Origin of the sequence: Shewanella morhuae, assembly GCF_003028295.1 — a bacterium.
Taxonomy (GTDB): Bacteria; Pseudomonadota; Gammaproteobacteria; order Enterobacterales; family Shewanellaceae; genus Shewanella; species Shewanella morhuae.
In genome coordinates, this window is record NZ_PYSG01000003.1 from 96,202 (window position 1) to 121,029 (window position 24,828).

General features: G+C 43.6%; 27 protein-coding genes and 1 other RNA gene. 12 read left to right on the forward strand and 16 right to left on the reverse strand.

Annotation, left to right across the window (positions count from 1 at the left end):
• Positions 1–166 precede the first annotated feature (166 nt).
• Positions 167–580, reverse strand: a complete 414-nt coding sequence (locus C9I43_RS14990; protein WP_107884285.1) for an MAPEG family protein — start codon at positions 578–580, stop codon at positions 167–169.
• 157 nt (positions 581–737) lie between these two features.
• Between C9I43_RS14990 and C9I43_RS14995 the strand changes: the two genes are divergently transcribed.
• From C9I43_RS14995 to C9I43_RS15015, 5 genes are all read left to right on the forward strand, one after another.
• Positions 738–1,958, forward strand: a complete 1,221-nt coding sequence (locus C9I43_RS14995; protein ID WP_107884287.1) for a threonine/serine exporter family protein — start codon at positions 738–740, stop codon at positions 1,956–1,958.
• A 182-nt stretch (positions 1,959–2,140) separates the two neighbouring features.
• Complete coding sequence (locus C9I43_RS15000) at positions 2,141–3,778, forward strand: BamA/TamA family outer membrane protein (protein WP_107884289.1); 1,638 nt, start codon at positions 2,141–2,143, stop codon at positions 3,776–3,778.
• 497 nt (positions 3,779–4,275) lie between these two features.
• A complete protein-coding gene (locus C9I43_RS15005; protein ID WP_076500802.1) occupies positions 4,276–4,605 on the forward strand; it encodes a DUF883 domain-containing protein in 330 nt (109 codons plus the stop codon).
• 9 nt (positions 4,606–4,614) lie between these two features.
• Positions 4,615–5,163 (forward strand): hypothetical protein, encoded by a 549-nt coding sequence (locus C9I43_RS15010; RefSeq protein ID WP_107884291.1) that lies wholly within the window; start codon positions 4,615–4,617, stop codon positions 5,161–5,163.
• Positions 5,117–5,365 (forward strand): hypothetical protein, encoded by a 249-nt coding sequence (locus C9I43_RS15015; protein WP_076500806.1) that lies wholly within the window; start codon positions 5,117–5,119, stop codon positions 5,363–5,365. Before C9I43_RS15010 ends, C9I43_RS15015 begins: the two co-directional genes overlap by 47 nt.
• Before the next feature lie 222 nt (positions 5,366–5,587).
• On the opposite strand, the gene rnpB is transcribed toward C9I43_RS15015, so the two are convergent.
• An RNA gene (rnpB, locus tag C9I43_RS15020) (RNase P RNA component class A) lies at positions 5,588–5,939 on the reverse strand.
• A 65-nt stretch (positions 5,940–6,004) separates the two neighbouring features.
• Positions 6,005–6,847, reverse strand: a complete 843-nt coding sequence (gene rsmI / locus C9I43_RS15025) for a 16S rRNA (cytidine(1402)-2'-O)-methyltransferase (protein ID WP_076500808.1) — start codon at positions 6,845–6,847, stop codon at positions 6,005–6,007.
• An 87-nt stretch (positions 6,848–6,934) separates the two neighbouring features.
• Between rsmI and C9I43_RS15030 the strand changes: the two genes are divergently transcribed.
• The 4 genes from C9I43_RS15030 (at position 6,935) to dolP (ending at position 10,431) form a co-directional block, all read left to right on the forward strand.
• On the forward strand, positions 6,935–8,842 hold the full coding sequence (locus tag C9I43_RS15030; protein WP_107884293.1) for a penicillin-binding protein activator: 1,908 nt from the start codon (positions 6,935–6,937) through the stop codon (positions 8,840–8,842).
• On the forward strand, positions 8,839–9,165 hold the full coding sequence (locus C9I43_RS15035) for a YraN family protein (protein WP_076500812.1): 327 nt from the start codon (positions 8,839–8,841) through the stop codon (positions 9,163–9,165). Before C9I43_RS15030 ends, C9I43_RS15035 begins: the two co-directional genes overlap by 4 nt.
• A gap of 109 nt (positions 9,166–9,274) precedes the next feature.
• A complete protein-coding gene (locus C9I43_RS15040; RefSeq protein WP_076500813.1) occupies positions 9,275–9,868 on the forward strand; it encodes a phosphoheptose isomerase in 594 nt (197 codons plus the stop codon).
• Complete coding sequence (dolP, locus tag C9I43_RS15045; protein ID WP_076500815.1) at positions 9,865–10,431, forward strand: division/outer membrane stress-associated lipid-binding lipoprotein; 567 nt, start codon at positions 9,865–9,867, stop codon at positions 10,429–10,431. Before C9I43_RS15040 ends, dolP begins: the two co-directional genes overlap by 4 nt.
• A 73-nt stretch (positions 10,432–10,504) precedes the next feature.
• Here the strand turns inward: dolP and C9I43_RS15050 are convergent, their stop codons facing one another.
• Positions 10,505–11,413 carry a DMT family transporter gene (locus C9I43_RS15050; protein WP_107884295.1) on the reverse strand — a complete coding sequence of 303 codons (909 nt, stop codon included), beginning with the start codon at positions 11,411–11,413 and terminating at the stop codon, positions 10,505–10,507.
• Positions 11,414–11,533: 120 nt separating this feature from the next.
• On the opposite strand from C9I43_RS15050, the gene C9I43_RS15055 reads away from it, so the two are divergent.
• The gene (locus C9I43_RS15055) at positions 11,534–12,406 is read left to right on the forward strand and encodes a LysR substrate-binding domain-containing protein (protein WP_181317921.1); all 873 of its coding nucleotides are present in this window, start codon (positions 11,534–11,536) and stop codon (positions 12,404–12,406) included.
• Positions 12,407–12,463: 57 nt separating this feature from the next.
• Here the strand turns inward: C9I43_RS15055 and trpS are convergent, their stop codons facing one another.
• The 3 genes from trpS to rpe all read right to left on the reverse strand — a co-directional run bounded on the left by trpS (position 12,464) and on the right by rpe (position 14,892).
• On the reverse strand, positions 12,464–13,462 hold the full coding sequence (trpS, locus tag C9I43_RS15060) for a tryptophan--tRNA ligase (RefSeq protein WP_107884299.1): 999 nt from the start codon (positions 13,460–13,462) through the stop codon (positions 12,464–12,466).
• Between the two features lie 72 nt (positions 13,463–13,534).
• Positions 13,535–14,215, reverse strand: a complete 681-nt coding sequence (locus C9I43_RS15065; protein ID WP_076500823.1) for a phosphoglycolate phosphatase — start codon at positions 14,213–14,215, stop codon at positions 13,535–13,537.
• Between the two features lie 2 nt (positions 14,216–14,217).
• Positions 14,218–14,892, reverse strand: coding sequence for a ribulose-phosphate 3-epimerase (rpe, locus tag C9I43_RS15070; protein ID WP_076500824.1), 675 nt, complete (start codon positions 14,890–14,892; stop codon positions 14,218–14,220).
• Between the two features lie 275 nt (positions 14,893–15,167).
• On the opposite strand from rpe, the gene C9I43_RS15075 reads away from it, so the two are divergent.
• On the forward strand, positions 15,168–15,533 hold the full coding sequence (locus C9I43_RS15075) for a hypothetical protein (RefSeq protein WP_076500825.1): 366 nt from the start codon (positions 15,168–15,170) through the stop codon (positions 15,531–15,533).
• Positions 15,533–15,718, forward strand: a complete 186-nt coding sequence (locus C9I43_RS15080) for a DUF2970 domain-containing protein (RefSeq protein WP_076500826.1) — start codon at positions 15,533–15,535, stop codon at positions 15,716–15,718. Before C9I43_RS15075 ends, C9I43_RS15080 begins: the two co-directional genes overlap by 1 nt.
• A gap of 19 nt (positions 15,719–15,737) precedes the next feature.
• On the opposite strand, the gene C9I43_RS15085 is transcribed toward C9I43_RS15080, so the two are convergent.
• The 9 genes from C9I43_RS15085 to C9I43_RS15125 form a co-directional block, all read right to left on the reverse strand.
• Positions 15,738–16,577, reverse strand: a complete 840-nt coding sequence (locus C9I43_RS15085) for a Dam family site-specific DNA-(adenine-N6)-methyltransferase (RefSeq protein ID WP_107884301.1) — start codon at positions 16,575–16,577, stop codon at positions 15,738–15,740.
• A 48-nt stretch (positions 16,578–16,625) separates the two neighbouring features.
• Positions 16,626–18,065, reverse strand: a complete 1,440-nt coding sequence (locus C9I43_RS15090) for an AAA family ATPase (protein WP_076500828.1) — start codon at positions 18,063–18,065, stop codon at positions 16,626–16,628.
• An 18-nt stretch (positions 18,066–18,083) separates the two neighbouring features.
• Positions 18,084–19,160, reverse strand: a complete 1,077-nt coding sequence (aroB, locus tag C9I43_RS15095; protein ID WP_107884303.1) for a 3-dehydroquinate synthase — start codon at positions 19,158–19,160, stop codon at positions 18,084–18,086.
• 9 nt (positions 19,161–19,169) lie between these two features.
• A complete protein-coding gene (aroK, locus tag C9I43_RS15100; protein ID WP_076500830.1) occupies positions 19,170–19,685 on the reverse strand; it encodes a shikimate kinase AroK in 516 nt (171 codons plus the stop codon).
• 216 nt (positions 19,686–19,901) lie between these two features.
• A complete protein-coding gene (locus C9I43_RS15105; protein WP_076500831.1) occupies positions 19,902–21,953 on the reverse strand; it encodes a type IV pilus secretin PilQ in 2,052 nt (683 codons plus the stop codon).
• A 21-nt stretch (positions 21,954–21,974) separates the two neighbouring features.
• Entirely contained in the window at positions 21,975–22,502 is a 528-nt protein-coding gene (locus C9I43_RS15110) for a pilus assembly protein PilP (protein ID WP_076500832.1), read from the reverse strand.
• Positions 22,502–23,125, reverse strand: coding sequence for a type IV pilus inner membrane component PilO (locus C9I43_RS15115; protein ID WP_076500833.1), 624 nt, complete (start codon positions 23,123–23,125; stop codon positions 22,502–22,504). Before C9I43_RS15115 ends, C9I43_RS15110 begins: the two co-directional genes overlap by 1 nt.
• On the reverse strand, positions 23,122–23,706 hold the full coding sequence (locus C9I43_RS15120) for a PilN domain-containing protein (RefSeq protein ID WP_076500834.1): 585 nt from the start codon (positions 23,704–23,706) through the stop codon (positions 23,122–23,124). The genes C9I43_RS15115 and C9I43_RS15120 overlap by 4 nt, the downstream gene beginning before the upstream one ends.
• Positions 23,694–24,773 (reverse strand): pilus assembly protein PilM, encoded by a 1,080-nt coding sequence (locus C9I43_RS15125; protein ID WP_076500836.1) that lies wholly within the window; start codon positions 24,771–24,773, stop codon positions 23,694–23,696. The genes C9I43_RS15120 and C9I43_RS15125 overlap by 13 nt, the downstream gene beginning before the upstream one ends.
• Between the last annotated feature and the right edge of the window lie 55 nt (positions 24,774–24,828).

Here is a 24,828-nt window from a genome sequence, read left to right on the forward strand (position 1 = left end):
CAGAAAGAGCGATGCCAATTTAGGGACGCGGAGTATAGCAGGCAACGAAGGATAAGTACGATTAAAAAAACATCAACCAAGGTGTGTTGGAGGGTATTTAAGCCCTAAGTGTAATACCCTTAAATCCGCTATGGATATGGCCTAGGGCGAATCCCACCCTGTAAGACTACCATCCTCCCCTTGCCAGCCCTTGGATAAAATACAACATATCCACCAACGCTAAACTGATAATCACTAGCCAAGTGAGTAACACGCCCCAAAAACGACCAAAATGATAACCACCTTGGCCGTGAGTTAACCCAATAGCATGCAGTAAGCGTGCGACTATCCACACAGTACCAAAGCAATGCAAATAGAATACAGGCAAACCAGCCGACTCAGCCACCAGCATTAAAATCAATACAATAGGCGCATTTTCCATCAGGTTAGCATGGACTCTGCACGCTAAAGAGAGCGCGCTATTACCACTATCCCCAAGGCCAATCTTGTGGCTTCTTCTTAATTTTACGACTCGATAAGCTAAAGCTACGGTGAGTAATCCCGTAAGGCCAGCGTAAAGGCCAGTTACCATCATCGACATAGATATCTCCCTGTATCAAAAAACAGACTATAGCCCGAGCGGTAACAATTCAGTAATTTATTTATATTTTCGCTAAAAGGCATTAACCTTTTAACGAAAATATCGGTTAATATGCGCGCGTCATTCCCGACAATTTTTTATACAGTGAATACCCCGATTGGATAACGACGAGTTTATCGAAAAACGCAGATTTATCATCAAGCTAGGCAAGGCTTTACATAAATTTGGCACCCCCGCCTATCGGCTAGAAACCCATTTACAAACCGTCGCCCGCACCTTAGGTATCGAAGGCTATTTTTTGATTTCGCCCACATCGATGACTTTTGTATTGCAACACGATACCGATCAAGAATATAACCACGCGGCTCGAGTCAAACCCGGCGAGCTCGATCTCGGCTCACTCGCCCGTACCGACGAATTAGTTGATGAATTGACGTCAGGCAAACGCACCTTAGCAGAAGCCTTAGATCGCCTCGAAGAAATTGCCAATAAGCCTAATCCCTATGGCCCAGTATTAACTTGTTTTTCTTTTGGTACGGCAGCCGCAGCCTTTGCCATGTTGATGGGCACTGGCTGGAACGATGTGTTTTGGTCAGGACTGTTAGGTTTGTTGGTTTATGGCTTGGTATACCGCGCCGAACGTTCAGCGCGCATGGCCGAGGTGCTCGAACCCTTTGCGACTATTCTTTGTGCCGTTGCCGCCTGTGGTATAGCGCGAATCGATCCCAATATTAATATCCCAGTGGTGATCCTCTCCTCCATCATTATTTTTATTCCCGGTTTAGCATTAACCCTAGGTTTAGCCGAACTCGCCGCCCGAGATTTAATTTCAGGAACGGCACGCATCATGGATGCGACTATGCAATTGTTTAAGTTGTACTTTGGTGCAGTACTCGGCATGGCAATGGGTATCGCCGCATTTGGTGAAGCAATTCATATCGAGCCAGAAGGCTTGCCACGTTGGGCTATTTGGTCAGCGGTGCCCATTTTATCTATGGCATTAGTGTTTATCTTCAAGGCACGTATGCAAGATTCGCCTTGGGGCGTATTAGCGGGAATTGTTGCGTTTTTCTCTGCCATGCTGGGTGGACATTATTTTGGTGATTCGGTGGGGATTTTTTTTGGCGCTTTAGCCGTAGGGATATACTCCAACCTTTTTGCCCGCTGGATGAAAGCGCCCGCCTCCATTGCATTGCTGCAAGGCATCGTCATCTTAGTGCCTGGCAGTAAAACCTATATCGGACTCAATGCGTTGATTTCTGGTGAGACTATGCTCAATCAATCACACATTGGATCGCAAATTTTCCTAATTTTTATGTCACTGATTGCGGGGCTTATCTTTGCTAATGTCGCCGTACCACCTAGACGAACCTTGTAACAAAGTTTGAATATAGCGGCAGCGTACTACCCTGCAACATTCTTAAGCTAACATTAAGTAAAATAAGAAACTTATTTTACTATTTCCTTGACGAGCTGCCACTTTCCGTGTGTTATTAAATTGTAAATTGCAGAGTAAAATTATTTTTACTGCAGTCGCCAATTTCATCGGAGTGGCCTTTTATGCAGAAATTCGTCCAGTATGCATGCATTCTACCTTACTGCATTAGCAGCTGTCTCAATGTAGCCCTAGCAGAAGCCATTAAGTCTGAACCAAAAATTCCAGAAACTAAAAAAATCAGCAAAATAGTCGTGGTTAATAACCCCATTTTTGATGAATCCGCTCCCGATGCTTTTTTTATCCACCGCTGGGCTAACGCCTTACATATTAATACTAAAGAATATGTGGTCCTCGATAATCTGACGTTTAACGAAACTGATAGTATCAGCCAAAAAGATCTCGACGAATCCCAACGGCTTCTACGTGCAGTTCCCTACATTCGCGATGCTAAAATTTATGTTGCCGAAAAAGATCCCGAAGCCGATACCGATCCGGCAGTTGAATCTGTTGTCGTCGAAACTTGGGATAACTGGTCCTTACTCCCGACTGCAAGTTTAAGTAGTTCAGGCGGTGATACTCGTTATTCTTTTGGCGTCAAAGAAGATAACTTATTTGGAACAGGTATCCGCACCCGCCTCAAATACCAATCTAATGAATCACGTAACGGCTATGCCTTTGCCTTTGAAGCCCCACTCAGCATTATCAAGCACGGTATCCTTGCAGCCGAATTTTATGATAATAGTGACGGCCAAGCCAAACACGTTTATGTCAGTAAGCCATTCTATTCACTTAATACTAATACCATGTATTCAGCAGAGTTTTTAGATGAGAACCGTATCGATACGCTGAAGCAAAATGGTGAGGATGTGAACGAATTCGAGCACACCATTGATTATCTAAATCTACAATATGGCTGGTTAATTAATAAAAATAGTGAACATCTGTCCCGCATTATTACTGGCGTGACACAAGATAAACATGAGTTCGCCAACACTGAACTCTATCCTGCATCCATGCTCCCCCAAGATAGGGACTTTATGTATCCTTGGGTCGGCTACGAGTTTATTCAAGACGATTTCTATGTACTCAATAACGTGCATCTCATTACTAATAATGAAGACTTTAACCTAGGTTGGCACCACTACGTACAACTCGGCCTAGAAACCAATGACGTTGACAACAATAGCCCCCTTGGCTATCACTTTAAGTGGCAAAGTACTGGTGGTTATAAGTTTGATGATCAGCTATGGCTATTAGAAATGGGCGGTACAAGTACCATCGCCACCAGCCAAAAAGACACTTACACAGTGGATATTCAAGCTGAATATTTCTATCAAATTCATCCTAAGTGGACGGCTTACGGTAAAGCTTGGGCTAGCCTTTCACAAAATACTTATCTGGATCTCACCAAAGGACTAGGAGATGAAACTGGCATACGCGGTTATCCTAATGAATATCAACAAGGGGATAATCAATGGTTGCTCACCGCTGAGATACGCAACTACCCCAATATTAATTTATACCAACTGGCTGAAATCGGCTGGGCAGTATTTACCGATTTGGGCCAAGCCTCTGGTGGTCAACTCGCCGATAATAACGAGGTCAGCGGCCCACTGGGTAGTATAGGCATTGGTGCACGGATTTATTCTTCACGGTCTAGCTATGGCAACGTTGCACATATTGATTTCTCAGTCCCTTACACTGGAGGGGAGGCAACCAATAGCTGGGAATGGCGATTCTTAGTAAAGCAGAGTTTTTAAGTATTAACGCGCCCAGCCTTAATCAGGCCGACAAAAACTGTCTGATTAACAGCTAAAGCATTAACTTTAAAGCATTAAATTAACTGTAAATAAAAGCGCTGCATTAGCACACTATGCCAGAGGCACGACCGATTCACTTAAATTAATAAAGCAAAACATTGCTGACATTTTTCACGATAAATGATGATCGCAGACGAGATATTGAAACTGACCCAATTTATAAGCATGCCTTAAGCAAAAAATTGAACATATTGTCGTCATGTCTTAGTTACAGTACAAAGTACAACCACTATTGATGACGTCCTTCACTTATCATTCGATAGGTAAAAATTACCCAAAATAGGTAACTTCTACAGTAGCAGGGCAACATCCCTCAAGGAACAACCAAGCTAAGTAACTGTTATTAAACACTTATATAATATGGCACATCGATTGCTATTATTAAAATCAAGTACAGTATGTTGCTGTATTTTTAAGTGTTTTCCAAGGAGGCTCCTATGGCCAGCTCAAAAAGTACAACAAATGACGCTAACACCACTGCCACTGTAGATTCACTCGTTACCGCACCCGTTACAGCAAAAGCCACTGAAGCAACGCACCATGCCGTTGATGCTGTAGCAGTAAAAGCCGCCTCCGCTGAAGATGCATTGCGGAAAACAGCCGCGAGCTCACAAGAAACTCTTGCTCATAAGCAAGAAGAAATCAAACAACAGCTACACGATTCATACAGTAAAACACGTGAGTTTGCCGTACAAAACCCACTCGCTACTGCAGGGATCGCATTTGCAGCAGGTGCGCTGTTAACAGCTTTATTACGTCGTCGCTAAGATTACATTATGCATAGCCGTGAAAGCTCTACCGCTCCTGCGCAAAAACCAACCCAACCTATTTATACGGGTCCGGGGCAGGCTGCACCTACGCAGTCGCCCCAAAATAGCACGGTAGAGCAAGCCATAGAGCAACTATCATTGATAGCTGCGCTAGGTCATTCAGTAAAGCAAAACTATATTAATCAGTTAATGCTGGTTGAGAAAATAGCTAGCGCAGAGTGGCAACTTAGCGGCCGCAGCCTTATCATCGCTGCGGCATTAGTAGTTTGCTTTGGTGCTGGCATAATCCTATTTTGGGGCAGCATATTGTTAGTGCTAGGTTATTTGCTATTTCAGCTAAGCAACTCAGTATTAATCACCGCGTCTACTTTAGTGATATTGCAATTTATTCTATTATTCTGGTGCTGGCGCAGCCTTAGCTATGTGCTTTCACAAGTCGGCTTTTCAAATACTTGGCAGCAGCTACGCCTTTTGTTCTTTACCACACCACAAGAACAGGAAACTCAACATGCTCATTCAACGCTTACTGAAAAAGCAGCAGGTAACACTCGCTGAGCTAACAGAGCAAAGCCGGCTGCAAAATGAACAGCTACAGGCAAATAGCCAACGACTGACGCACCATATTCGTACTTTTATGGGGTCAACGCCTGGTTTAGTGATGAGTTTTGGTCTTGGTTGCTTGTTTCAGCTGCGCCATAACAGCACCGTCAAGTTAGTACGTAGCCTGTTTGGTTTGCGGTGGATAACCAAACTCTAAACATCTAACAAAAAGTATCTCAAAAATATGTGAATACGGTTCTAGAGAAGGCTTTTTGAAGTATCGCTGTATTAAAATAGGTATACAGCACCAGTCGCATAATTGTGACGATAGGTATAATAGGCTGGAATGATCCCGCTAAGATATTGAGTGATATGAATTGTTATTTAAGTAATAAAAAGCCCGTTTGTCTTTTAAAGACAAACGGGCTTTTTATTGAATGAGGTGAGTTGGCCGATAAGCCGGGTCCTGTCTTGGACAGTCATTCATCTAGGCCTGCAATCGCTCACAGGCTCAAGCGACCTACCCGGTTCCAACGCGAGCCACGCCATACGGAACCCTATTTGGTCTTGCTCCGGGTGGAGTTTACCTTGCTACGAACTATTGCTAGCCGCACGGTGCGCTCTTACCGCACCCTTTCACCCTTACCGACCTGATAAATCAGGCAGGCGGTCTACTCTCTGTTGCACTTGTCGTCGGTTCACACCGCCCAGGCGTTACCTGGCACCCCGCTCTTTGGAGCCCGGACTTTCCTCCCCGTTCTATTGAACGCGGCGACTGTCTGGCCAACTCGGCGCGGATTATAGCCTAAGCCACCCTGATGCACCACAGATAATCCGTTCATGGTAGTTTTAGCGCTTATAAATCAGACTCTAGGCCATATTTATACAGAGCATTCTTTTTAAGTCCATGAATTTGCGCGGCAATTGCAGCGGCTTTCTTGAGCGGCAATTCTTCGCACAAGAGTTTAAGCGTATTAATAGCTACCGTAGGGATGCCTTCGTCATCACTCACATGGTGACCATGCACCATCAGCACGATTTCTCCCTTCTGCTGGTTAGGATCTGTGCTCACTTTAGCGAGCACTTCTGACACTGGGCCAGATAAAAAGGTTTCAAAGGTTTTAGTCACTTCACGCGCCATCACCACATGGCGATCGCTGCCCAGCACTTCAACCATAGTCGTTAAGCTATGCTCTATGCGATGTGGTGACTCGTAAAAAATCAACGTGCGTGGATCTTCTTTTAATGCCAATAACTTATCAGCACGGGCTTTTTCTTTTGATGGCAGAAAACCTTCAAAGGTGAAACGATCTGATGGTAAACCAGATGCACTCAGAGCTGTAATTGCCGCACAAGGGCCAGGTAAAGGGATCACATTAAAGCCTGATTGACGCACATGGGAGACTAAATGGTATCCAGGATCGGAAATCAACGGCGTACCCGCATCTGAAATTAGGGCGATCGATAACCCAGCGGCAAGCTGATCCACTATCCACTGCGCGCGCGCGCGCTCATTGTGATCATGCAGTGCCGTAGTTTTTGTGGTAATACCGAAATGACTCAATAACTTACCGCTGTGGCGAGTATCTTCACAAGCGATCAATGAAACCCGATTCAGCACCTCTATTGCCCGTGAGCTCATATCGCCCAAATTACCTATGGGAGTAGGAACTATGTAGAGTGCGACGCTTTGGTCCATATATACCTCTGTAATGACATGCCAAGACTTTCGTCAAGCGCGAGAGAAGGTTAAACTAGAGGCCGCATCTTACCAGAGTGAAGCCCAGTGTTAAAAAGCCTGAATACAACTAAGTTCGTTTCCGTGGCCATTTTATCGGTAATCTTGGCGGGTTGTGGTGTTTCATCGCCCAATTCCACTGGAACGACCACAACGGTTGCGACCTCATTAGCAGCTGCACCCTTGGCGGCAAATGTCTATTTAGCTCAAGCAGCTAATAGCAAGGAGGCGCAGCAACGCGATACCAACTTGCTGCTGGCGGCTCATGCCTATATAAATGCCAATGACTACGCCGCAGCGCAGAAACTGCTTAAATCAATACAGCCAAGCTTGACTCAAAGTCCAACACTACTGGCCGAACATAAATACTTAACGGCGCGTGTGCTTGAACACACATCTACCTATAGTGATGCTCTTAAAATCTTAAATTATCCAAGCAATTGGAGTCTACCAAGCTGGCAGATGACGGCCTATCACCAGTTTAAAGCGCATTTATATCAATTAAATAAACAACCAATTGAACAAGTGCGTGAGTTGAGTTTACTGGCGACTTACTTACCCCCTGCCCAAGCTAGCGAAGTGAACAATACTATTTGGCTAGTGCTGCAGCCGATGCACGAACAAACACTAAAAGCTTTTACCCAAGAGGCTAAAAATCCGGTATTTACCGGTTGGTTACAACTGGCTTATATCGCTAAGCATTACGCCGTTGACCCCTCTCAATTAGTGCGCTACTTAGGCGAATGGCAAAAGCAAAACCCTTATCACCCTGCTGCAGCCAAATTACCTGCCGATTTAGACCGAGCTTTAAATGCGAAGCCGTTTACACCGAAAAACATTGCTGTGCTATTACCACTGACTGGTTCAAGAGCTAACGCCGCTAATGCGATTCGCCAAGGCATACTCGCCAGTTATATGGCGAAGCAAAACGATCACGTCGCTGTTAACTTTTTTGATACCGCCGACGATGCCGCCAGAGCTTATCAACAAGCCGTTGCTGCAGGTGCCGAGTTTATTATTGGCCCATTACTACCAACTGAAATTGAACAACTGCAAGTGATGAATGCGACGAACGCTGCCACCATTAATGCAGCGGCCAACGCCGCTAATACTACCAATCCAGAAAAAATAGCCAATACCGTGGCTATCGCGCCGCCGGTGCCACAATTATTTTTAAATCAAGTGGATAAGTTTACCCCAGATCCAACGAAGTTTTACTTTGCACTATCACCCGCACAAGAGGCGGCCGATGCGGCGGAGCATTTATATCAAGATGGCGTAACAAAGCCATTACTACTCGCCAGTAATGATGCACTGGGCAAGCGTATGGCCGAGAGCTTTATTCAAGCGTGGAAAAAGAAAAGCGACAACGCGGTCGAAGTCTATTACTACGATGGCGGCGACCAAATGAAAACCACAGTGCAAGATGCCCTCGGTGTGCGTGAGAGCCAAGCCCGCATTGCCCGCATTAAAGAACTGGTGGGTAGCTCTGTACAAGCAGACTTCCGCTCGCGCCAAGATATCGATGCCATTTATATGATTTCGACGCCGCAAGATCTTACCTTATTAAAGGCATTTATTGACGTTAATTTCAGTGTGTTCACTCAGCCTGTACCGCTATACACATCAAGCCGCAGTCGAGTTGAGAACGAAAGTACCCAAACAGCACAAGATTTAAATAATTTAACCTTAAGTGATGCGCCGTGGTTGATGCAGAACGGCGAAGAAAACCTGATGGTCAAAACCTTATTCCCTAGCTGGAATAACAACCAGAAGCGTTTGTTTGTAATGGGTTATGATGCAATGGACTTGATTGGCCGTTTGGCACAAATGCGATCCTTTACAGGTTACCAATACAATGGCCGTAGTGGCGCATTATCGGTGAGCCCTGATGGCATAGTTAACCGTCAATTAAGCTGGGGACGTTACCAAAGAGGCAGTTTTCGTCAGTTATGACACTCGGACAGCAGGCAGAAGCACACGCCCAACATTACCTTGAACAACAAGGTTTAACGTTTGTCGAACGCAATGTCCGCTATCCGTTTGGCGAAATTGATCTCATCATGCGCCATAAAAGCCATTGGGTATTTGTCGAAGTGAAGTATCGCTCGGCAAATCTATATGGCGGTGCATTACAAGCATTAAGTCGTGCACAAATGACCCGAATTCGTAAGGCTGCCAGCCATTATTTACAACTTAATCGGCTCGATGTGCCCTGCCGTTTTGATGTCATAGCGATAGAGACCGAGCAAATTCATTGGCTGATTGATGCTTTTTAAACAGCAAAAGTCAGAAAGTGATAATACAAATTATTTTTAACGTCTGTGCCTCAACTCCCGCGCGGAAATATGGCATGATAGCAATACTTTATCCCGAAAGGATTTATCCATGTTAGAACGCATTAAAGACAGCTTTACTGAATCTATCCAGACAAAAATCGATGCAGCCGAAGCACTGCCAGAATCTATCGCCAAAGCGGCAGAGATGATGGTGCACTGTCTTTTGGGTGGCCATAAAATTCTTGCCTGTGGTAACGGCGGCAGTGCTGGAGATGCACAGCACTTTTCTGCTGAGCTACTCAATCGCTACGAGATTGAGCGTCCACCCTTACCGGCTATCGCCCTGTCTACCGACACATCGACCATTACAGCCATCGCCAACGACTATAGCTATGATGAGATTTTCTCAAAACAAATCTTAGCCTTAGGTCAACCTGGTGACATTCTGCTGGCAATTTCTACCAGCGGTAACTCAGGTAACATAATTAAAGCCATGGAAGCCGCATTAAGCCGCGACATGACGATTGTTGCGCTAACGGGTAAAGATGGTGGCGCGATGGCAGGCCTGATGAGCGTGGGTGATGTGGAAATACGTGTACCCTCAAACGTCACCGCACGTATTCAAGAAGTGCATTTATTGGTGATCCACTGCCTGTGTGACAATATTGACCGCACACTCTTCCCGCAGGACGAGCAGCAATGAGATACGCTGCCCCACTGTTAATAGTTTGCTTGCTGCTACAAGGCTGCGCCGGTGCTGTTATGGTGGGCGCAGTGAGTGGCGCTATGATGGCCAATGACGAACGCACCGTTAAGACTCAGATCGATGATACCAATACAGATTTTAGGATCACTAGTGCACTGCTAGAACAAGAAGATCTTAAAAAACAAACGAATATCACTGGTGTGTCAGTCAATGGCAATGTGCTTATGATAGGCCAAGCGCCCAACTCTACGTTAAGAGATAAAGCGATTAAGGTTGTACAAGATCTAAAGCTAGGCGGCAAGATCCATAATCAGATCCGTATCGGTAACCCGACTTCGTTCACCACACGCAGCAACGACACTTGGGTTACGACCAAAGTAAAAGGCCGCATGCTTAACGAAAAGGATTTAGATGTAACACGGATTAAAGTCATTACTGAAAACGGAGAAGTTTTCTTGCTCGGTGTTATCCATCGTTCGCAAGCAGACCTAGCCGTTGATATTGCCCGTAATACCGCTGGTGTACGTAAAGTGGTTAAAGTATTTGAATACACAGAGTGATTTAATAATTTGGTACTTTTAAACTTAAGCCTAAGTGCTGAGCTTGCTCACGTACTTAGGCTTAGTACGTTAGTCATGATTTTAGCGTAATGGTATCTGCCACTTTAGGTACCGAGGTTAATACTTTAGGCGTCGATTTTAGAAATAGTGAGCCTAGCCAAGGTAAAAATAACGAAGGCAATACAATTAAAGCCGCGCCGAGCCAACTTAAGTTATCCAACCACTCATCAAATAACAGCCAGCCTAAAAATACGATAAATAATAAACCCGTATATTCAGCAATAGCGATATCACTGGCCTGTGCCTTACGATAAGCCAGTACGCACAACCAATGGTATATGAGTAAAAAGACATTGCTCAATAAAGCCACGCCCACCAGCTCCCAACTTAAACCCGCAACGCCTTGAAATGCCACAATCACTATCGTTGCCGGAATACCCAGCAAGTTATATAGCATTAGTGTTAATACGGGATGCTCGGTATGAGGAACCTTTTTTAGGGCTAACTGGTTTACCGCAAAAGTAAAAGCAGAAAATAATACCGCAACGCCATACCAGTTCATTTCGCTCGGACGCAGGATAATCAAAATACCCGCAAAACCTAAGCCAGTACAGATAGTTTGAGCGGTGGTGATCCGCTCCCTCAGGAAAAAATACCCCATTAAGATGATCATTAAAGGTGCCGAGTAAAATAACGAACTCACGGTTGCTAGCGGCAAAGCCATTAAACCAATAATTAAAAAAAGCGCGCCAACTGAGCCGATGTTGGCACGCCAAAGGTGAACTGAAATATGTGTCGTCATCGGCCGCTGTGAATATAGCCATACTGGTAACAACATAAATACTGAGGAAATCTGTCTCACAAGGAGAAAAGTCGAAGCACTGGTATCGCTTGGTAACCACTTGATCGACACATCATAGAAGGCACTAAATAGATTACCCACTATCAATAAAATTAAACCGATCATGACTGGGCGCTGCATTATTTAACATCCATAAATCTCAATGGCCGCATAATAAAGCTCGCAAGACTTAAGCTAAAGTGATGCTTTCTCATGCTAGATGAATTAGATTCATACTAAAGCCTTTAGATATTGAAAATAATGAGAAAGCTACCACCACTGCGTGCACTACAAGTGTTTGAGGCCGCCGCCAGACAACAGCATTTTTCTAAGGCCGCCGATGAGTTATGTATTACTCAAAGCGCCGTTTCGCACCAAGTGCGAGTATTAGAAGAATATTTTGGCGAGCTGCTGTTCAACCGCCAGGGACGTAAGCTCCAGCTAACCCCTAAGGGACACGGATTATTTCTAGAGTTAGAACGGATATTCAATGAATTAAGCGACCTTAATTTTAAGGTTGCCGATACGCACAATCAACAGCTCTGCCTAGCCGTTTATAGCTCATTCTCGGTGAAATGGCTGATCCCACGACTGGCCGATTTTCGTCGCCAATATCCGAGCGTGAAAATCCGCCTCGAAATGATTACCCAAGATCCGGACCTCAGCACCAGCACGGCAGATATCTTTATCGCCGGTAAACTTAATCAACGCGGTTATTGGCAACAGTTACTGCATAAAGAACGACTAATTCCTGTGTGCAGCCCAAGCTTTTACCTTAAATGGCGTGACATTAATCTGAATAATTTTCAGCAGCAAGCCCTGCTCGTTGTCGATGAAGGGCCGTTAGGGCTCGACTGGCACAAATGGTCATCAGCACATCAAATCCCACTTGATAATGAACAACAACATGTGTTTAGCCATATTGTGATGGCAATTGAAGCTGCGATTGCAGGCCAAGGTTTAGCTCTAGCGCCAGATTTTATGGTGACTGGCGATATCGCCACCGGACGTTTAGTCGCCTTAAACCTCCCCGATGTACATACCGGATTTGAATTTACTTTCTTTTGTAAACAGCGCCGTTTATCGGAACCTGCAATTGCAGCCTTTTCCTCTTGGCTTAAATCACAGGCCTAAGGGAATTTTTGAGCATAAAAAAGCCGACGCAGGCGTCGGCTAAATAATTGATATAAATTAAATTAATAAACCAATTTTTTCATAAACTTTTTTCAGTGTCACTTCAGCGCGTGCTTGAGCATTTTCGGCCCCCGCCCTCATCACTTGGTCCAAGTAAGCGTTATCGCTACGAATTGCGCGATAACGCTCTTGCAGTGGCTCTAACATGCTCACAACCGCTTCGCCCGCGGCGCCTTTTAAATGGCCATACATCTTGCCTTCAAATTCGGCTTCTAAACTTGCAATACTCTGGCCCGTCACACCCGACATTAAACTGAGTAGGTTAGATACTCCTGGCTTATTGTCCACATCAAAACGTACCACTGGCGGCTCTTCGCTATCTGTCATAGCTTTTTTCAGCTTCTTCAGCACTGATTTAGGATCTTCCAGCAGGCCGATAACGTTGTTACGGTTCTCGTCTGACTTCGACATCTTTTTCAGCGGCTCCTGCAGTGACATCACTTTAGCGCCATGCTCTGGAATAAATGGCTCAGGGATAGTGAAAGTATCACCATAGGCATTATTGAAACGAGTGGCGATATCACGAGTTAACTCAAGGTGTTGCTTTTGATCTTGGCCTACGGGGATTTCGTTGGCTTGATAAAGCAAAATATCTGCCGCCATCAGTACCGGATAGTCAAACAAACCCACGTTAATGTTGCTTGCGTGCTTTTGTGACTTATCTTTAAATTGAGTCATACGGCTCAGCTCACCCATTTGGGTGTAACAGTTTAATGCCCAAGCTAATTGAGTGTGTTGCGGCACCTGTGACTGAATAAACACTGTGCTTTTTTTAGGATCAACACCACAGGCCAAATAGAGAGCTAAGGTATCTAAACACGCCTCGCGCAGTACTTTAGGATCTTGACGTACGGTAATGGCATGTAAGTCGACCACACAATACAGACAGTCATGACTATCTTGCATCGCAACCCATTGACGCAATGCACCCATGTAGTTACCTATGGTTAATTCGCCGGACGGCTGCGCACCGCTAAATACTATGGGTTTGGTCATTACGTCATTGCTCCACTATTGTATAAATGATAAAGAAAAAGGCATTAAAAAAGACTAAATACGGGTCAACACTTATTGCTTAGCAGGATTTACCCAGTTCAAAATGTCGCTAAACTGCTCACATACGGCGTCTGGGCCGCTGAGCCCAATATCTTCACCGTAGTTGTAGCCATAGGTCAAGCCGATTGATGCTATCCCCGCTGCTTTCGCGGCTAAAATATCATTTCTAGAGTCACCTACCATCAATAACTGACTTTTCTCTAATTGCCATTCACGTAATACATGCTGCAGCGGTAAAGGATCAGGTTTCATTTTGGCGAGCGTATCGCCACCTAACACTAAACTGAAAAAGTCGTTAATACCAAAGGCATTAAGTAACGGTAAGGTAAAACGGTAGGGCTTGTTCGTCACCACCGCCAGCTTATAACCAGCATCGAACAAAGTTTGTAGTACTGAGTGTACATCAGCATAAAGCACACTGTGCTTTTCAAGATTCTCTTGGTAATGATGCATAAAAGTTGGCATCGCAGCATCGAGAGCGGTTTGCTCAACATCCAATCCCAAGGCATGAGTCATAGCGCGGCGCATTAACATTTCTGCGCCATTCCCCACCCACGTCCGTACCTGAGCTTCTGTGCAACTACTTAACCCCAACTCAGCCAAGGTCGCTTGAGTTGCCACAGCTAGATCGGGCACGCTATCAATCAGCGTGCCATCAAGATCAAATGCAATCGCTTTAATTTGATCCCACATATTTACGCCCCAACTTTAGCAAGTTCAGCGCGCATTTCATCTACTACGGTTTTGTAATCAGGCTGACTAAAAATAGCCGAACCCGCGACAAACATATCGGCACCAGCGGCAGCAATTTCGGCAATGTTATCAACTTTAACGCCGCCATCGACTTCTAAGCGAATATCAAAACCACTAGCATCAATGCGCGCCCGCACTTGGCGTAATTTATCTAATGTTGATGGGATAAAAGATTGCCCGCCAAAACCTGGATTGACTGACATCAACAAAATAACATCAAGCTTATCCATCACATGATCGAGGTAATGTAGCGGAGTCGCAGGATTAAACACCAGGCCCGCTTTACAGCCGCACTCTTTAATCAACTGTAAAGTACGATCAACGTGTTCGGAGGCTTCTGGATGGAAAGTAATAATAGAGGCTCCGGCTTTAGCAAAATCAGGCACGATACGGTCAACTGGTTTCACCATTAAATGCACGTCAATATCAGCGGTAATACCGTAATTACGTAACGCTTGGCACACCATAGGGCCAATCGTTAAGTTAGGAACATAATGGTTATCCATCACATCAAAATGCACTACGTCGGTTCCCGCATCTAACACGGCTTTTACATCATCACCTAAACGGGCAAAATCGGCAGATAAAATCGATGGAGCGATCAAGAATGGACGCATAGGGCACTCGCTGCTATTTGAATAAAAGTACTTTATTTTACCCTGAGCTAAGCTAAGCCTCTATAGCTAAAGCCACATTTCGAGTAATTGATACGTTATCGCAATATAAGCAATACTGCATTTTTTGTAACGGTGGGAGTCGATTGTGATCTCTATTAGGTTATACAGGCTAATCTTTCATCGCGCTTTGGAGAGTATTGCTAAATTTTTGTTCATAAACTAAACGAGTTTGTTATACTCGAGGCGCAGTAACTGGTAATTTGAAAGGAAATGTTATGAATGGGCGTTTTAGTCAACTTTTACACTATGTTAAGTCAGTGACATTTAAATCATCGATGATGCTAGCCTTTACTGTCGCGGTGGTGGCAACATTAGCCTTTGGTGTTGAAAAAATCACCGAAAATACCGAAACAGCCTCTTGCGCTTGTAACCCCGGGACACGTTACAACACGACTCTACCTAGTAGTCATCCCAATAATCGCTGCACCGATCAAGCACAAACCTTAAGCTGGAAAACATGGTTTACCGGTAAAAACCGTTCGAGTCAGTTCCACTTCGTTGATCTACTTGAGTTATTACAGGGTCATCAGGATAAACCGATGGATGATCTTAAGCCCACTACCTCACATCTTGCCTATTGATGCTTAACCGTCTTTGGCGAGTATTTCACAGTACCCTTGCCGCCTTTTTCGGTGTGCAAACTCACAACAATCGCCAGAAAGATTTTCAAGCTGGGTCACCAATACCTTACATCATCATGGGTATTGTACTGGCTATTATCTTAGTAGCGAGCCTAATGTTCCTCGTAGGACAAGTGCTTAACTAACCGCATTAATCTGCCGTAACTAATCCTCTTTAGGATCATAATTTTCATCATACAATGCCATCAATTCATCCACCTTATGACGACCATTGCCATTTTGGCTGATATTACGCTGCACCTGAATTTTAGCTAAGTGGGCACCACGATATAATTCACGGGTTAATGGAATATCATGATTGCTGATCAATACTGGAATACCACGCTCTAAAGCGGTATGACGAGAATGACGCGCCAGCAATGCTTGATCATCTAAGCTAAAACCCGCGCCGACATAAGTCGTAAAACTGGACGTAGTCGATAATGGCGCATAAGGCGGATCGCAATAAACAACATCGCCACTGCGCGTCTGCTCAAAAGCTTTTTCGTAACCAATGCATTTAAACTCGGCACGTTGTGCTTTTTCAGAAAAAGCCCAAATTTCTTTTTCAGGAAAATAAGGTTTTTTATAGGAGCCAAAAGGTACGTTGAAGCCGCCTTTACGGTTATAACGACATAGACCATTAAAACCATGACGATTTAAATAGAGAAAATACACGGAGCGCTGGAAGGGATCGCGACATTGATTAAAATCGCTCCGTACTTGGTAGTAAGCTTCTTTTTGATTCATCGAATCCACAAACAAAGCCTTCGCAGCGGCAATGTAAACTTCTGGTTGATGCTTCACAATTTGGTATAGCTCGATCAAGTCTTGATTAATGTCACAGAGTAAATAGTTAGCGTAATTAGTATTTAAAAAAACCGATCCTGCACCCACAAATGGCTCAACTAAACGGTCTCCGGTGGGTAAATAATTGGCCAACTCATCCACCAATTTAAATTTACCGCCTGCCCACTTGAGGAAGGCTCTGTGTTTTTTTATCATTTAACTTGATGAATGCCGACAAAAATAAAGGTCATGATTGTACTCTGTTTATTCTGAAATTTCACGACTTGGGAGGCTTTCTTGTAATCGATAATCTTTCAAATCGGCCCACTTTCGAACCCAAGGCTGGTCGAGGTGATACGTTTTAACCAGTTGAGTTGCCGCATTTGACGCTAATTTACTGTTGCTATAGTTGCCGACGAGGATCACCCAACGTTGTTTATATCTAGCAATCCGAACGCCTTCGACATTACCAATACTATTTAATGTAGTGCGCAAAGTATCAATCTGAGTGACGCTCGCAATCTGTATGGTGTAACCTTTTGTTGGTTTTTTCGTATCAAAAACAGCTTTAGATATCCGTCTGCTAACCTTTTCTGCCCCCGAAGTTAAAGGCTGAACATCAGTTATTTTTGCTGGCGGCGCAGAGTCTTCAACCGGTTTATTCTCAGTAAAAGACTTACTGCTCACTTCGCCAATGTGTGTGAGGGCTGCAGCATCAGGCTCTGCATTGGGTGCTTCACCGTGGAACTGGCTCAGAGGATCAACAACTTGGTCTGCTTTTACTTCAGCTATATTGAGAACCTTCTCAATCTCAGCCTTCTTTAGTCGCTCAGCTCGCAGGGTAAAATAGGGCGCTAACACTTGCTGCCCAAAAGATAAAAACGCGGGTGAATCTATTGCCGGAAAAGTCACTGTTTCTAGCGCAGGCCGTTTAGAGAAAGGCTGAGTCACACCAAGCCATATAGCAAGGGCCAATAACACACTCACTGCGGCAATAATTATCGTCTTATATTGCTTCCAGGAAGAAACTTTCTCCGGCGGATGATGCAGGGCTTTTTCTAACAAAGTGACCACTTCCTGTGGCGTCCCCGTTTGTTTTTCAAGCTGACTGCGTACGATTTCCCTTGGGGTAAAAGGGTTTTCATCGCTATATCTCAGTAAAGTTTGATACAGTGCCTCACGTTCAGGCATGCTCAGTGGCTCAATACTGATGGGTAATATTTGTCGCCGTAATTGCTCAGGTAATTGTGGTAATAAGTCAGCTAGAAAACTTGGTGGCACCGTAAGCGTCACCGCAATATTCTTACCCGCACACTGAATTTGATTGAGGATGATGCACTCAGCCCACAGGGATTTTGGCAATAAATGCGCATCATCGATAATGATGTGTAAGGGTTTAGTTTGCGTGCTGGCAAGCCGCAACAGAGTATCGGCTAGTGGAATATCATCATCAAAAATGGGCGATGAAATTAGCTGAACCAAAATTTTACGCCGGATCTCAGCGTTATCGGCATGCATAGGACAAATCACGAATGCCGCATTGGACTCATCAAAATCAGTCGTTAATCCAGTGACTAAAGTGGTTTTACCTGAACCGCTGACACCAGAAAGCACCAGCAACTGATCACTATAGCTGGCAATATGATGCATTCTTTGTATGATGGCTTCCTGAGAAGGAAGTAAGACAGAACCTTGAAATGTCACTCGCTCACCACACAATTTTTATGCGCTGCGAATAACCTGCTCAAGAGTCGATTCAGTGACTTGGCTAAAAACATCCGCACTACCTATTGCCGTTGGAAGCACCAGTCGAATCTGACCGCTTAATACTTTTTTATCGCGTCGCATATGTTGAATGAAACTGTCGAAATCCATCGATTTCGGCGCACTCACTGGAAGATCAAAAGCTTGCAATAACTGTATGATACGACAAACTATTGACTCGTCGATAAGCCCCAGCGTCTTAGCTGTTTGAGCAGCAAGGACTGTGCCAGCTGATACCGCTTCACCATGCAACCAATTACCGTAGCCCATTTCTGCTTCAATCGCATGACCAAAGGTATGACCCAGATTCAATAAAGCACGTACTCCCTGCTCAGTTTCATCTTGGCTAACCACATCAGCTTTAATTTCACAGCAACGAGAAATAGCATAAATTAATGCTTCAGTATCTAACGTTTTTAGTGCCGTTACATTATTTTCAAGCCATTGAAAAAAATCAGCATCCCACATGATTCCATACTTAATGACTTCCGCCATTCCCGCTGAAAATTCGCGTGCAGGTAACGTATGTAAACATTGGATATCGATAAGCACGATTTGTGGCTGATAAAAAGCCCCTATCATGTTTTTACCAAGCGGATGATTTACAGCAGTTTTACCGCCAACCGAAGAATCTACTTGCGACAATAAGGTTGTTGGAATTTGAATAAAATCGATCCCACGCTGGTAACATGCCGCTGCAAAGCCGGTCATATCACCAATCACGCCGCCACCCAAAGCCACCAGCACAGAATCTCGACCATAGTTTTGCTGCAGCAATGCAGTGAAGATAGTATCTAGATGCGCTAAGTTTTTGAATTGTTCGCCGTCGGGGAGGATAACACTCTCTACTTCACCAAACGAAGCCATCGTCTCTTGTACCTGTTTAAGATACAAAGGCGCGACAGTTTCATTGGTGACGATAAGAATACGTTTTTTAAGCAGGTAGCGAGACAAGGTCTCGCCATCACTCATCAAATTCTGGCCAATATAAATGGGATAACTACGTACACCTAAATCAACCTGAATTTGCTTCATAAAGTCTACCTAAAAACCTAATTGCTCAATGATTTGATTGGCGACAATCTTCGCGCTTTGATCATCGGTTTTGACAATCACATCAGCAATTTCTTCGTACAATGGATTACGGATCTCTGCAAGATTCTCCAACACTTCTCGAGGATCATCCACTTGCAATAATGGGCGTCGCTTGTCTCTTTGAGTACGAGCAACCTGTTTGTCGATAGTCGTTTCCAGATAAACCACAATGCCACGTGCAGACAGATGATTACGGATATCTTTGCTTTGTACTGAACCACCACCGGTGGCAAGGACGATACCTTGTTTTTCAGACAAATCAGCAATAACCTGAGCTTCACGAACACGGAAGCCTTCTTCACCTTCGACGTCAAACACCCAAGCAATATCAGCGCCCGTGCGTTGTTCAATCTCTTGATCTGAATCGTGGAATTCTAAATGCAGCATTTGCGCCAGATGACGACCAATTGTGCTTTTACCTGCGCCCATAGGGCCTACCAGAAAAATATTACGTTTTTCAGCCATTTCTTGTACGTCGGAATCTTATTGAAAAGTATGCCTATATCGACTTAATATCAAGCCGACCTATATGTTACCTTGCTCTTATGAGACTAGACCGTGGATTATCTCAGTTTAGGGTCTACTATGGCAAGTCATGTGCGCTATTTATGCAAAGAATTGTATAACTTCAAGAATAAAGCCAGCATCTATTGCTGGCTTTATTCAATACATAGCAAGTGCTTAGATCTTTTCCCCAACTATTTTAGGGGTAACAAAAATAAGTAACTCTTGGCGCTCATTTTTATCAGTAGTATTGCGAAACAGGAAACCGACTAATGGAATATCACCCAGAATAGGTACTTTACTCACACGGCTGATCAGGTTTTGTTGATAAATACCGCCAAGGACGATGGTCTCACCATTATCTACCAGCACTTGAGTACCGATTCGCTGGGTATCAATTGCAACCGCAGGACCCGTTGGTGTATCGACCGTCTTCCCTTGAGAATCTTGCGTAATTTCGAGATCTAAAATAACACGATTATCAGGGGTAATTTGCGGTGTGACTCGCAGCGATAGCACGGCTTTCTTGAAGGTAACCGAAGTTGCACCGCTTGACGTTGACTCGACATAAGGGATCTCAACACCTTGCTCAATATAAGCCGACTTCTGGTTAGACGTGGTAATACGAGGGCTGGCAATAATTTCACCTTTGTTTTCTTGCTCAAGTGCACTCAGCTCTAGATCAAGAATAGTGCCGTCAGCAAGCTTAGCCACGTGGAAAGCGATACTTGCAGGATTAGTCACTGCCGCAGGTAAGTTAACGTTTAAGCGTTGATCTGGTGTGGGAATAATGCCATTAGCAATATTTTGCGCCCCTTCCAAAGTCCCTGAAGTTCCTTTACTACCCTGTTGATCGGTTACGCCCCAACGAATACCTAAGTCTTCTGAAACGTCATCTTTCACCGTTACCATGCGCGATTCAATCAACACTTGGCGTATAGGGATATCAAGCACTTCGACTAATCGATGGATATTTTCAATCGTTTCTGCAGTATCTTTTATCAACACGGTGTTAGTACGTTCATCGACGGCGACAGAACCTCGCGGTGACAGTAGACTCGAGTCGGCACTTTTAAGTAACTCAGCGATATCGACGGCTTTGGCATAGTTAATTTGTAAATATTCAGAATATAGCGGTGCTAATTCTTTAACGTCTTGCTTATTCTTAAGGTTTTGACTCTCGCGGATTGCTAACTCTTCACTAGGCGCCACCATTAAGATGTTACCTTCGATACGCTTATCCAAGCCCTTGGTTTTAAGAATCAGGTCTAGCGCTTGATCCCAAGGCACATCATCTAATCTTAAAGTAATATTACCTTCCACTGTGTCACTGGTGACTAAGTTAAAGTTGTTATAGTCAGCAATAATCTGCAATACGGTACGTACTGGAATATTTTGAAAATTTAGCGACAAAGTACGACCATTGTATATTTTAACATCTTTCTTAGTGGCAGCTCTCACAACTTTATTCATTGAAAGCCTGAATAAATTGTCCTCTTGCTTATAGCTAAATTCATACTCACCAGTAATATCGACTAAAATACGTGCAGTTAAGCCTTCTTTATATGTCTCAAAGCTTTTTACCGGTGTTGAAAAGTCTTTCACATCCATCACATATAACAGGTCGTTATTAATGTCCGTGTTATAGAGTTTCACCTCGAGTTTAGCACCGACTTGCTCAACGTTTGCAGCGACCGAACGATTATTTAAATAGATTAATAACTCACCACCGCCATTGTCATTACGGCGAAAATCAATATTTTTAATACTATTAACAAATGGGTTTTCTGCCTGAGTTTGAGTGCCGACGACTTCATCATTAATGGTGAGACGATAAGTATTACCAATAACAGCACCTTGATAAGGTTTCACCTTGGATAAACCTAACGTCACTTTTAACTGCGTATCTTGTTGCTCTGTAGTAATGTCATTAACCCCAACCTGATTAATGGGTAAACGATCCTTAGCTAAGCTCGAAATGCTGTTATCAAAAGTAAGTACCAACTCTGCTGGTGAGGCGTGGGAGTCAATTACGGGTGCAATGGCTTCATCTTCAAAGACTAACTCTAGCTCCAATTGGTGGTCAACCAACGCATGATATTTGACATCTATTAATCTATTTGCCGCAAAACTTGACGGCAAAACTCCAAATACCAGTGCGAAACCAATAATAGACTTAATTAAACCTGAAGCTATTAATGGCATTTTTATCGCGGCAGAAGATCTCATTATTTCCTCATCCTTCGCTTGTTATTCTCCAGAAAGTTCTAAATTGCTTGTCCTTTCAGACCAACAACCTGAACCATCTGGAATTAGTTCTACTACTTCAACATTTAGTGAAGTAACCTTAGAGATCCGTCCATTGAAAAAACCTAAATATTCACCCGCTCCCATTCGATAAACGTTACCGTCATTGGTTTCAATTAACGCCCACGTTGTATCGCCTTGGCTTAAAGTGCCACGCATTTTTAAATTATCTAATGGATAGGTCTCTAACCGTCCTTTTCGACGTTTTAAATCTGGCTGCAAACAATCCTTACTGGTATCAACAACTTCTTCGGTTAACTCACGAGAAGGCGGTACAAATGGACTACGCAATAATTCGGCTTGATAAACAAAGTGTTCAAATTTTGGTGGTTCTTTTAAAGGTTTAATATGAGCCACATGCTCTGCTTTGGTTGTAGTAACAAATAGCTCTAAATCACTACGATCGCCAACACATCCCATTAAAAAAAGACTCAAGGTTAATACGGGTACAAATTTAAGTAGAAATTTCATTATTTCGCCCCCTGACTAACAGGTTTTTCGGGCGGAAGTTCAGCACCTTCTTTAAATCGATAGGTTTTAGCAAGAATATCCATCGCTAAGTTGCCGGCCTCATCTCGCTTAATGGTGAAATCATGAAGACTAACAATGCGCGGCAGTTTAGCGACACCACTTACCATATTACCAATTTGATGATAATCCCCGGTTACCGACATTTTAATGGGAAATTCAATGTAAAAATCCCGCTGAATCTCAGGCTCCCAATCTAAACTTTGTATCCTAAGACCGGCATCGGTAGCGACAAAAGTCAAATCATCGAGCAGCCCTGGCATTTCATTCTCAGAAGGTAACATTTTTAGCAGTTCTGCAAATTGGATTTCCATCGTTGCTAATTGCTCTCGATACAATTTTAAATTTGCAGCAAGCTGATATTTACTGTGGAAATCATCTCGAAGTTGAAGCTCTTTATCTTGCTCAGCAACATAAACATCTATCGCATCAGAAACAACGAGAAAATAACCCGCAATAAAAACACACAGCATCAATAGAATTGCGAAAAAAGTTTTAACTTGTTTAGGCCAACCACCGATATTTTCAAAATCGATATCATTAAACTGACTGAGATCGAGCTTCATTTACTCGCTCCTTTGGTCACTTTTTCAGGCTCATCTACATTCGAGCCTTTAATTGTAATTCTTAAACTAAATTGCTGTAGCTGACGTAACTCTTCATTCTTGGTCACAATTGACTGCATATTAGGATCGGTTAGCCATTCGGAAGTTTTAACCTTGCGCATCATATTCGCGACGTTATTGTTCGATTCACTACGCCCTTCAATTAACAACAAACTGCCTTTTTTCTCTAGGCTAGAAAGGTATATTCCAGGGGGAACGATGCGCACCAGCTCATCTAATACATGGGTGGGTAAATTACGAGATTGCTGCAAATTCAGAATAATATCTGTGCGCCGTTCAATATCTTTTTTACGCACATTAATCTTTTGAATTTCGGCAATTTGCGTTTCGAGTAAACTAATTTCCGATTGCAAATAAGCATTACGCGCTTGTTGCTCCTCCGTCATCATCTCCAACAAAGAGACCGCAACGTAGACCAGTATTGCAGACGCTAAAAAAACTGCTGCTAACACACCAATGTAATCGCGTTTTTGTTTTTCTCTGGCTTCTTCGCGCCAAGGGAGTAGGTTTATGTTCGCCATTGACCGTAACTCCTTAATGCTAAGCCACATGCAATCATATATTTACTTATGCTAGGTTGCAGAGCGCTTTTAACCGATTCTTCAGCATGCAAACATCCTTGAAAAGGATCGGCAATAATCGTATGAACACCTAATTCATTAGTCAGCAAATTAGCCATACCTTCTAACTTAGAGGTTCCACCACATAATACGAGGTAGTCGACCTTATCTTTACCACTCGAGGTGCAATAGATTTGTAAAGTACGCTTTATTTGTTGTAATAACTGAGTTTGGAAAGGTGACAATACTTCGAACATATAATTTCGAGGTAAATCACCTTCTATTTTAGATTTTTCGGCTTGCTCGTAGGTCATACCGTAAAAAGACGATATTGATTGTGTAAATTGCTCACCACCAAAGGCTTGTTCCCGAATAAAGGTTGTTTCACCCGATTCAACCACTGAAAATGTGGTCATATTCGCGCCAATATCAACCATGACAACAGCTTTGTACTTTGCTCCTTCGGGTAGCTGAGCCAAAATTAATTCAGCAGAACGACCCAAAGCATAACCCTCGACGTCAACAACCTTAGCTTCAAGCTCTACACTATCGAGCGCATCGACTCTGACATCAATATTGTCAGTACGGCAGGCACTCAGTAATACATTGACTTTGGTAGGGTCAGTGCCATTTGCACTTAGGGTTTCAAAGTCAATACTGACTTCATCAAGTGAATAGGGAATAAGATTATCTGCTTCGATTTCTATCTGTGCTTCCATCTCTTCTTCACTAAGAGAAGCGTCCATATAAATCACTTTGGTCATCACTGCAGAGCCTGAAACAGAGACTGCCGCATATTTAACTGATTTAGGTAAAGTACGTTTTATGTGTCTAAGGCATTCAACAACAGAATCTGCATCACGAATATCGTGATCGTTAACGGCACCTTTTTTAATCGGCACCGCTGCATGACTCAATATTTTATATCCATCAGCAGTCTTACTGAGCAAAATGGCTTTAACTTCATGGGAACCGATGTCAATTCCTACCATTTGCGGAGCCTGACGCTTCCATAAATTAGAAAGCATATCTATTGTCGCTTGTTATTAATATTTCAGTTATAGAGATTAGCACAAAATCAAC

Bases quoted from the DNA above. Each gene is read 5' to 3' on its own strand.
- C9I43_RS14990 (WP_107884285.1), bottom strand. From the start codon at position 580: ATGTCGATGATGGTAACTGGCCTTTACGCTGGCCTTACGGGATTACTC.
- C9I43_RS15000 (WP_107884289.1), top strand. From the start codon at position 2,141: ATGCAGAAATTCGTCCAGTATGCATGCATTCTACCTTACTGCATTAGC.
- C9I43_RS15005 (WP_076500802.1), top strand. From the start codon at position 4,276: ATGGCCAGCTCAAAAAGTACAACAAATGACGCTAACACCACTGCCACT.
- C9I43_RS15010 (WP_107884291.1), top strand. From the start codon at position 4,615: ATGCATAGCCGTGAAAGCTCTACCGCTCCTGCGCAAAAACCAACCCAA.
- C9I43_RS15015 (WP_076500806.1), top strand. From the start codon at position 5,117: ATGCTCATTCAACGCTTACTGAAAAAGCAGCAGGTAACACTCGCTGAG.
- rsmI (WP_076500808.1), bottom strand. From the start codon at position 6,847: ATGGACCAAAGCGTCGCACTCTACATAGTTCCTACTCCCATAGGTAAT.
- C9I43_RS15035 (WP_076500812.1), top strand. From the start codon at position 8,839: ATGACACTCGGACAGCAGGCAGAAGCACACGCCCAACATTACCTTGAA.
- C9I43_RS15040 (WP_076500813.1), top strand. From the start codon at position 9,275: ATGTTAGAACGCATTAAAGACAGCTTTACTGAATCTATCCAGACAAAA.
- dolP (WP_076500815.1), top strand. From the start codon at position 9,865: ATGAGATACGCTGCCCCACTGTTAATAGTTTGCTTGCTGCTACAAGGC.
- C9I43_RS15050 (WP_107884295.1), bottom strand. From the start codon at position 11,413: ATGCAGCGCCCAGTCATGATCGGTTTAATTTTATTGATAGTGGGTAAT.
- C9I43_RS15055 (WP_181317921.1), top strand. From the start codon at position 11,534: ATGAGAAAGCTACCACCACTGCGTGCACTACAAGTGTTTGAGGCCGCC.
- trpS (WP_107884299.1), bottom strand. From the start codon at position 13,462: ATGACCAAACCCATAGTATTTAGCGGTGCGCAGCCGTCCGGCGAATTA.
- C9I43_RS15065 (WP_076500823.1), bottom strand. From the start codon at position 14,215: ATGTGGGATCAAATTAAAGCGATTGCATTTGATCTTGATGGCACGCTG.
- rpe (WP_076500824.1), bottom strand. From the start codon at position 14,892: ATGCGTCCATTCTTGATCGCTCCATCGATTTTATCTGCCGATTTTGCC.
- C9I43_RS15075 (WP_076500825.1), top strand. From the start codon at position 15,168: ATGAATGGGCGTTTTAGTCAACTTTTACACTATGTTAAGTCAGTGACA.
- C9I43_RS15080 (WP_076500826.1), top strand. From the start codon at position 15,533: ATGCTTAACCGTCTTTGGCGAGTATTTCACAGTACCCTTGCCGCCTTT.
- C9I43_RS15085 (WP_107884301.1), bottom strand. From the start codon at position 16,577: ATGATAAAAAAACACAGAGCCTTCCTCAAGTGGGCAGGCGGTAAATTT.
- aroB (WP_107884303.1), bottom strand. From the start codon at position 19,160: ATGAAGCAAATTCAGGTTGATTTAGGTGTACGTAGTTATCCCATTTAT.
- aroK (WP_076500830.1), bottom strand. From the start codon at position 19,685: ATGGCTGAAAAACGTAATATTTTTCTGGTAGGCCCTATGGGCGCAGGT.
- C9I43_RS15105 (WP_076500831.1), bottom strand. From the start codon at position 21,953: ATGAGATCTTCTGCCGCGATAAAAATGCCATTAATAGCTTCAGGTTTA.
- C9I43_RS15110 (WP_076500832.1), bottom strand. From the start codon at position 22,502: ATGAAATTTCTACTTAAATTTGTACCCGTATTAACCTTGAGTCTTTTT.
- C9I43_RS15115 (WP_076500833.1), bottom strand. From the start codon at position 23,125: ATGAAGCTCGATCTCAGTCAGTTTAATGATATCGATTTTGAAAATATC.
- C9I43_RS15120 (WP_076500834.1), bottom strand. From the start codon at position 23,706: ATGGCGAACATAAACCTACTCCCTTGGCGCGAAGAAGCCAGAGAAAAA.
- C9I43_RS15125 (WP_076500836.1), bottom strand. From the start codon at position 24,773: ATGCTTTCTAATTTATGGAAGCGTCAGGCTCCGCAAATGGTAGGAATT.